Source organism: Amycolatopsis sp. CA-126428 (assembly GCF_002904335.1).
Lineage (GTDB): Bacteria > Actinomycetota > Actinomycetes > Mycobacteriales > Pseudonocardiaceae > Amycolatopsis.
Map to the genome: position 1 here is coordinate 1 of NZ_PPHF01000028.1, position 7,398 is coordinate 7,398.

The following is a 7,398-nucleotide window of genomic DNA, read 5'->3' on the forward strand; positions in this document are numbered from 1 at the left end:
CACCGGCCAACCCATCACCCGATCCCTGACCGCCTACGACCACTGACCGAGTTACGCATTACTCGTCTAGCCGGTGACCGACGCGTACAGCTTCGCGATGTCGTCGTCGAAACAGGCGCTGTAGGAAACGTCCGGGGTGTCGCCGCCGAGCTGGTAACCGCCGATCACGCCGATCACCGCACCGCCCGTCACCCACGGCCCGCCGCTGGTTCCGTCCGGGAAACCGGGGCACGCCACGCGCAGCTGGTAACTGCCGGAACGCGTGGTGTCCCCGTCGCAGACGACCGGGGAATCGGTCGTGTCGGGGTAACCCGTGAGGGTGATCCGGTGCTCGAATCCGCGATTGGTGCCGAGCACGTTCGCGCCGGTGAGGCTTTCCAGTGAGGCCGGGTTTCCGCTCTGCCGGACGGTCAGGAACGCGAAATCCAGATCCGGGTCCGCCGAAGACGTCCAGCCGCCGGCGACGGTCGCCGACGTCACCGTCCACATCCCCAGCGGCGCGACGCCGTCGTGGTAGCCCGGGGCGAAGGTCATGCCGTCCCGGACGCAGTGCGCGGCGGTCAGGACGAGGTCGCCGGCGGTGGAGTGCACGACGCTCGCCGTGCAGAAGTGGCGCCCGCCCGCGAACAGCGCCCCGACCGGGGAGGCGGCAGGTTTCGCCGGAGCGGGCGAGACGACCGGGGCGGCGGCGACCGGAGTGGTCACCGGAGTGGTGACCGGCGCAGGCGCGCCCGCGGCGTAGGCGTCGTCGGCGGTCGTGCCGGTGCCGAGGACCAGCCCGGTCCCCATGACCAGCAACGCCGCCGCGGCCGTCAGCGCGGTGCGGGGAAACTCGATCGCCACCGCTTCAGATCACCACAGCACCGCCGCCTCCGCAGCGTGCGGAGCCGGATGCACAGCGACCTCATAGCGACCGCACAGCGCCACACAGGGACGGGCCGCCCGAAAGCGCGGTCTTCGGCGCGAGGCGGCGGCGGACCCGGCGGACGCGGTTAGCCTCGGACCATGACGGCATCGGTCACTTCGCCCGACGGGACGGTCATCGGCTTCGAGACCACCGGTGACGGGCCGCCGATGGTCCTCGTCCACGGCACCGGCGCCGACCACACGCGCTGGTCGGCGGTGAAGGACCGGCTCGCCCGGCGCTACCGCCTGTACCTCGTCGACCGCCGCGGCCGGGGCCTCAGCCGAGCCGAAGCGCCCGGGTACGCCATCCGGCGCGAGGGCGAGGACATCGCCGCCGTCGCCGAAGCCGCCGGGGGAGACGTCTACCTCCTCGCGCACTCCTACGGCGCCCTGTGCGCGCTGGAAGCCGTCCGGGCCACGAAGGCGGTCCGGCGGCTCGTGGCCTACGAACCGCCGCGGCCCGAGCCGGGCGGGGCCGTGGTCGGGCCGGACGCGCGAAGCCGGATGCGGGCCGCGGAAGATCCCGAAGAGATCCTCGAGATCTTCCTGCAGGAGGCGCTCCGGCTCCCTCCGGCGGACGTCGAGGCGATGCGCGGCACCCCGGTCTGGCGCGCCCGGGTGGCCGCCGCGCCCACGATCCCGCGCGAACTGGACGTCGTCGAGAACATGGTGTTCGACGATCGGCTCGGCGAGATCGCCGTCCCGGTCCGGCTGTTCGCCGGCACGGAGAGCCCGGGCTATCTCCGGCTCGCCGCCCAGGCGGTGGCGGACCGGATTCCCGGTGCCGACGTCGTGCCGATGCGCGGCCAGGCCCACCAGGCCATGGACTTCGACCCGGACCAGTTCACCGAGGCGGTGTTCGCGTTCGATCCGGCGTGAGACCGCGGCGGTGCGCCCACGCCGTCACCTCGGTCCGGTTCGCCAGGCCCAGCTTGGCCAGGACGCTGCGGACGTGGCTTTCCACCGTGCGCTCGGACAGCACCAGCCGGTGGGCGATCTGGCGGTTGCTCAGCGCACCGGCCACCAGGGCCACGACCTCCCGCTCGCGGCCGGTCAGCGGATCGGCCTCGGTCCGCACCCGGTCGAGCAGCGCGGTGGCGTCCCGGACCCAGCCGGGCATGCCGAGCCGCCGGGCTTCGTCGGCGGCCTGCCGGGCCAGGGGCTCCGCGCGAGCCGGCTCGCCCAGGGCCGCGAGTTCGCGCGCCAGGCGGACGCGGTTGTGCACGACGTAGGGCCGGGCGCCGAGCCGGGTGTCCCAGGCGATCGCCGCCTCGAACAGCGGCACGGCCTCGGCGTGCCGGCCGAGGAGCGCGGCCAGGCGGCCGGCCCAGCTGCTCGAGCAGTCGCTGCAGAAGGTGCCCGCCCCGCCCGAGCCGAACGGCGGCTCGCCGGCCATCCGGTTCGCGAGCCACTCCGCGGTTTCGAGGTCCTCGAACGCCTCCAGCAGCGGGAGCAGGTTCGGGCCGATGCCCGGTGAGTGCCCGAGGAAGTCGGGGTCGCGCAGGCGCGGGCGCAGGGCGTCGTACCCGGCGCGCGCCTCGTTCCGGCGGCCGGTGACCAGGGCGCAGAGCGGCCGGGAGACGATCGTGATCGGGATCGGGGGCGCGATCGCCAGCAGTTCGTCGTAGCCGCCGGGCAGCTCGGCCGGGTCGCCGACCACCTCCGCCAGCTGCTGGGAGAAGGCGAAGGACATCGCGAGCGTGGACCGGTCCTCGGCCAGTTCCGCCCCGGCGAGCTCGCCCGCGAGCCGGTTCAGCTCGCGGCTCTCGGCGAACGCGCCGCGGTAGGCGGCCACCGACGCCCGCAGCCGCAGCTCGTGCCAGCGGACGAGCGGCAGCCGCGTCGTCGCCGCGAGCTCGGAGATCGCGGCAAGCTCGGTCTCGACGACCGGGACCGTGCCGACTTCGAACGCCGCGTCGATCCGCCACTTGTGCCCCCACAGCGCCACGAGCGGCCGGGCGGGGCCGCCGAGGGACACGGCGAGCGCGCCGAACCGCAGCCGTTCGGCCAGCGGCAGCTCGCGCGGGCGGGTCTTCAGCCGGGCGCGAACGGCGTCCAGGCGCGCCTCCTGGTCGCCGGAGGATTCCGCAAGGGCCAAGGCTTCGTCGGCGGTCTTCATCGCTTCGCCGGTCTTCCCGCTGTCGGCCGCGACCGAGGCCGACTGCGCCAGCAGCTTCGCCCGCACGACAGGGTCGGCGTCGGGGCCGATCGCGGCCAGCGCGGCCGCCGTGAGCGCGGCCATCTCCGGCAGCAGGCCGGGCGCGGCGGTGTCGCGGACGACGAGCGCCGCGGCGGCGGCGAGCGCCGGGTCGGACGTCAGCTCCGCGGCCTCGCGCGCGTGGCCGAAGCTGCGCGCGAACCGGCCCGCCCGGTACTCCGCGGTCGCCAGGTCGACGAGCAGGGCGGCGAGGCCGTCGCGGGTGCCCGCGCGGCGGCGGCAGCCGAGCGCGAGGGCCAGGAACCGGGCGGCTTCGGTGAAGGCGAGCGAGCGGGTGGCGTCCCGGGCCGCCGTTTCGGCCCAGTCCGCGGCCCGGGCGAGGGCGTCGGGGGTCGCCGTGGCCCGCAGCCAGTGCCCGGCCACCACCCCCGGCTCGGCCCGGTGCTCCAGCGCGGCCGCCGTCCGGGCGTGCAGCTCCTCGCGGACGCCCTGGTCGAGGTCGGCGTAGATCCCGTCGCGCACGACGGCGTGGGCGAACCGCCGCGAGCCGGCGACGGCGGGCCGCAGGACCCCGGCCCGCACCGCCCGGTCGAGTGCCGTGACGACGTCGCCGTCCGGCCGCGCGGCCACCTCGGCGACGACGTGCGCGTCGACCTCCTCGCCGAGGACCGAGGCGATCGCCAGCAGTTCCCGCGCCCCGGCGTCCAGCCCGGCGACGGTGGTGCGGACGAGGTGCCGCAGCTCGGCTTCGCCGCCGCCGGTCGCCGACGACCGGGCCACCGCCTTGAGGTAGAGCGGGTTCCCGCCCGAGCGCCGCAGCGCGTCGCGCGCGTCGACGCCCACCCGGCCGGCCTCGGCGAGGTAGGCGCGGACGTCAGGCTCGGTCAGCGGCTCGAGGCGCAGGCTTTCCGTCCCGGGCCGGCCCAGCAGCTCTGGGAGGGCCTCGAAGAGCGGCCCGGCCGCGTCGGTGTCCCGGTAGGTCGCGACCACGGCGAGCCGCGACCGGCGGATCTCGCCGGCCAGGTGCCGCAGCAGCCGCAGCGACGCCTCGTCGGCCCAGTGGACGTCTTCGAGGACCACGACGAGCCCGGCCGGCTCGGCCGCCGCGACCAGCGCGTCGGCGGCCAGCGCGACGAACCGGAACCGGGCTGCGACCAGGTCGGTGCCGGCGCGATCGTCGAGGTCGGCGAGGGCGCGGTCGACCTCCGCGCCCGCCGCCGGCAGGGCCCGCAGCACCCGCCGCCACGGCCACAGCGGCGGCGCTCCCGGGTCGTCGACGCAGCGGCCCCAGACCGCGGCCGGGCCGGTGACCGTCTCGGCCAGGCGGGTCTTGCCGATCCCCGCCGGCCCGCCGACGAGCACCAGCGCGCCGCTGCCGCCGTCCGCCGCCGCGAGCCACGCGCGCAGGTCGGCCACGGCACCGGCCCGCCCGACGAACGGTTCGCTGCGCGTCACCCGAGCAGTATCCCCTCCGCGTCCGGTTTGCGCGTCGTTCTCCGTACTGGCACTGATGCCCGGCCCGCGGAGCGCGGCGAGAGTGACTCCCAACGCAGTGACCAGCGAAAAGGAGCATCCGATGCACGCCACCATCCACCAGTTCAGGAGTCCGCTGGGGACCCACGACCTCGGCGAGGGCGCCCTCGGCGCCGCCACGCTCACCCAGCTCGGCGGCCAGGCCGGCGCGGTCGTCACCTTCTGGCCCGACGCCGCGGCGGCGGGCGAGGCCGCGGCCCGGCGGCCCGCCGGGACCGCCTGGCTCGACACCGGCGTCTACCGGGTCGCCGACGTGCAGACGGCGTCCGACGCCGCCGCCTACGCCCAGCTCACCTGGTTCGACGGGCCGCGCGGGGCCGACCAGTCGGCCGCCGAGCAGCGCGCCGGGCGCGAACGCATCTGGCCCGCCGTGCGGGACATCGAGGGCGTCGGGACGACGTACGCCCTGATCGCCGAAGACCGCTCGCTGGTCGTCGTGGGGTTCGCCGCGTCGCTGGCGACGATCGAGGCCGTCCAGGACGCGATCATGGCCACCGAACTGCTGTCCGGCGAGGACCCCGCGCTGCTGCCCGGCGCGGACCGGGTCGACCTGCACCGCGTCCGGCACGCGGCCCTGCCGGCCCCGGCGGGTGCGCGATGAGCCCGCACACCGCCCCCGCGCTGCGCACCGGGACCTGGACCGTCCGCAGTGGACGGACGACGGCCGCCTTCGAGGTCCGCAACTTCGGCGTCAACCGGGTCCGCGGCACGATTCCGGTCCGCACGGGCACCGTCGAGGTGCGCGACGGCGAGGTGCTCGCCGTCCAGGCGGAGCTGGACCTCGGCGCCCTCGACACGCGGAACGCGCGCCGCGACGCCGACCTCCGCAAGCCCACCCTGCTGGACAGCGCCGCCCAGCCGGCGATGACCTTCACGGCCACCGGCGCCCGGCGGCGCGACGACGGCTGGGAAGTGAGCGGCGAGCTGCGGCTGCGCGGGACGTCGTGCCCGCTGACCCTGACCGTCGTCCCGGACGGCGGCACCCGCGTCCGCGCCACCGGGACGCTGGACCGCGCCCCGCTCGGTATGCGGGCACCGCGGCCGCTGATCGGCCGGTACGTCCGGATCGTCGTCGAGGCGGAGCTCGAGCCGCCTAGCTGAGGTCCTTGGGGAGCAGGGCGGTCGCCGGGTCGGGGGCGGCGACCGCCTTGGGGCGCCGGTCGCGGAACAGCCAGCCGCCGACGATGCCGCCCGCGAACCCGAAGAGGTGGCCCTGCCAGCTGACCCCTTCCTGGGACGGCAGCAGGGAGGTGAACTGGTAGGCGAAGCACAACGCCATCACCAGCCCGAGCACGATGTCGATCAGGTGCCGGTCGAAGAGCCCGCGCACGATGATGTAGCCGAAGTAGCCGAAGACCAGGCCGCTGGCGCCGACCGTGACCGAGTGGGCCGGCGAGATGAACCAGACGCCGAGGCCGCTGGCGACGACGATCAGCAGGCTGACGCCGACCCACTTCTTCACCCCGCGGTAGGCGGCGAGGAAGCCGAAGATGAACAGCGGCCCCGAGTTGCCCTCGATGTGGCCCCAGCTGTAGTGCAGGAAGGGGGAGGTGAGGATCTCCGGCAGCGACGCCGGGTCGCGCGCCTCGATGCCGAACTCCCGGCTCAGGTCGTAGCCGCTGGGCGCGTTGACCAGCTGGATCACCCACAGCGCGGCCAGCAGGCCGACCATCACCCACAGGGCCTTCTTGGCCTCGGCGATCATCGCCTCGGCGTCACCGCGGACCGGTTCCTCGCTCATTTCGTCCCCCTGCTCCCGTTGCGGCCGAGGATAACCGGCGCGGGCGCCGGACGTGGCGTTCCGGACCCAGCCGTGACCTGGCAGGGTTGGGCGCATGACGTCACACCGGCCGGAGATGGTCTTCCGCGGCCGTCGCATGCCCGCCGACCGCGCGCTGGTCATGGCCATCGTCAACCGCACGCCCGACTCGTTCTACGACAAGGGCGCGACCTTCGCCGGCACCGCGGCCCTGGACGCGGTGGACCGCGCGGTCGCCGCGGGCGCCGACATCGTGGACATCGGCGGGGTCAAGGCGGGCGACGGCCCGGAGGTCGACGTCGACGAGGAGAGCAGGCGGGTGGTGCCGTTCGTCGCCGAGGTGCGCCGGCGCCACCCGGAGCTCGTCATCAGCGTCGACACCTGGCGCCACGAGGTCGGCCGCCAGGTCTGCGAAGCGGGCGCCGACCTGCTCAACGACACCTGGGCGGGCGCCGACCCGAAGCTGGTCGAGATCGCCGCGGAGTTCGGCACGGGGTACGTCTGCTCCCACGTCGGCGGCATGCCGGTGCGCACGGACCCGTACCCGGCACCGACCCCGGAGCGCCCGTTCTGGCCTCGTTACGACGACGTCGTGGCGGACGTGGTGGCGGAGCTGACGGAGGCGGCTTCACGCACGGTCGCGGCGGGCGTGCCTCGCGGCGGCGTGCTGATCGACCCGACGTTCGACTTCGGCAAGAGCACCCGCCACGGCCTGGAGTTGCTGAGGCACTTCGACCGGCTCGTGGCAACCGGCTGGCCGGTACTGGTGGCACTGTCGAACAAGGACCTGATCGGCGAGACCTTGGACGTGGAAGCCCACGACCGCCTGGCAGGCACCCTGGCGGCCACGGCGATCGCGGCGCAGGCGGGCGCCGCAGTGTTCAGGGCACACAACGTCCGCGAGACCCGGGAAGCGGTGGAGGCGATCGCGAGCCTCGAGTCCGTTGTGGACTGAGCCCCCTCAGACAGAAGGAGCACGGTGGTCATCCCGTCGCCTGAGGCCGTGAAATCACTTTGAGCCGGGCCCGCAACACAGAGCGCA

At 75.0% G+C, this 7,398-nt stretch carries 7 protein-coding genes; 4 read left to right on the plus strand and 3 right to left on the minus strand.

What is annotated here, in order from left to right:
* Positions 1-66 precede the first annotated feature (66 nt).
* Entirely contained in the window at positions 67-789 is a 723-nt protein-coding gene (locus C2L58_RS06650) for a trypsin-like serine peptidase (RefSeq protein WP_103336665.1), read from the minus strand.
* A gap of 216 nt (positions 790-1,005) precedes the next feature.
* Here C2L58_RS06650 and C2L58_RS06655 point away from each other — a divergent pair, with 216 nt between their 5' ends.
* The gene (locus tag C2L58_RS06655; RefSeq protein WP_103336659.1) at positions 1,006-1,785 is read left to right on the plus strand and encodes an alpha/beta fold hydrolase; all 780 of its coding nucleotides are present in this window, start codon (positions 1,006-1,008) and stop codon (positions 1,783-1,785) included.
* Here the strand turns inward: C2L58_RS06655 and C2L58_RS06660 are convergent.
* The gene (locus C2L58_RS06660) at positions 1,751-4,519 is read right to left on the minus strand and encodes an ATP-binding protein (RefSeq protein WP_103336660.1); all 2,769 of its coding nucleotides are present in this window, start codon (positions 4,517-4,519) and stop codon (positions 1,751-1,753) included. The two genes, C2L58_RS06655 and C2L58_RS06660, sit on opposite strands and share 35 nt — an antisense overlap.
* 121 nt (positions 4,520-4,640) lie before the next feature.
* Between C2L58_RS06660 and C2L58_RS06665 the strand changes: the two genes are divergently transcribed.
* Both C2L58_RS06665 and C2L58_RS06670 read left to right on the plus strand, forming a co-directional pair.
* The gene (locus C2L58_RS06665) at positions 4,641-5,198 is read left to right on the plus strand and encodes a hypothetical protein (protein ID WP_103336661.1); all 558 of its coding nucleotides are present in this window, start codon (positions 4,641-4,643) and stop codon (positions 5,196-5,198) included.
* Positions 5,195-5,698 carry a YceI family protein gene (locus C2L58_RS06670; protein ID WP_103336662.1) on the plus strand — a complete coding sequence of 168 codons (504 nt, stop codon included), beginning with the start codon at positions 5,195-5,197 and terminating at the stop codon, positions 5,696-5,698. Before C2L58_RS06665 ends, C2L58_RS06670 begins: the two co-directional genes overlap by 4 nt.
* On the opposite strand, the gene C2L58_RS06675 is transcribed toward C2L58_RS06670, so the two are convergent.
* Positions 5,691-6,338 (minus strand): rhomboid family intramembrane serine protease, encoded by a 648-nt coding sequence (locus C2L58_RS06675; RefSeq protein ID WP_103336663.1) that lies wholly within the window; start codon positions 6,336-6,338, stop codon positions 5,691-5,693. The genes C2L58_RS06670 and C2L58_RS06675 overlap by 8 nt on opposite strands.
* Before the next feature lie 94 nt (positions 6,339-6,432).
* On the opposite strand from C2L58_RS06675, the gene folP reads away from it, so the two are divergent.
* Positions 6,433-7,311, plus strand: a complete 879-nt coding sequence (gene folP, locus C2L58_RS06680; protein WP_103336664.1) for a dihydropteroate synthase — start codon at positions 6,433-6,435, stop codon at positions 7,309-7,311.
* The last annotated feature ends 87 nt before the right edge of the window (positions 7,312-7,398 follow it).

Bases quoted from the DNA above. Each gene is read 5' to 3' on its own strand.
- C2L58_RS06650 (WP_103336665.1), bottom strand. From the start codon at position 789: ATGGGGACCGGGCTGGTCCTCGGCACCGGCACGACCGCCGACGACGCC.
- C2L58_RS06655 (WP_103336659.1), top strand. From the start codon at position 1,006: ATGACGGCATCGGTCACTTCGCCCGACGGGACGGTCATCGGCTTCGAG.
- C2L58_RS06665 (WP_103336661.1), top strand. From the start codon at position 4,641: ATGCACGCCACCATCCACCAGTTCAGGAGTCCGCTGGGGACCCACGAC.
- C2L58_RS06670 (WP_103336662.1), top strand. From the start codon at position 5,195: ATGAGCCCGCACACCGCCCCCGCGCTGCGCACCGGGACCTGGACCGTC.
- C2L58_RS06675 (WP_103336663.1), bottom strand. From the start codon at position 6,338: ATGAGCGAGGAACCGGTCCGCGGTGACGCCGAGGCGATGATCGCCGAG.
- folP (WP_103336664.1), top strand. From the start codon at position 6,433: ATGACGTCACACCGGCCGGAGATGGTCTTCCGCGGCCGTCGCATGCCC.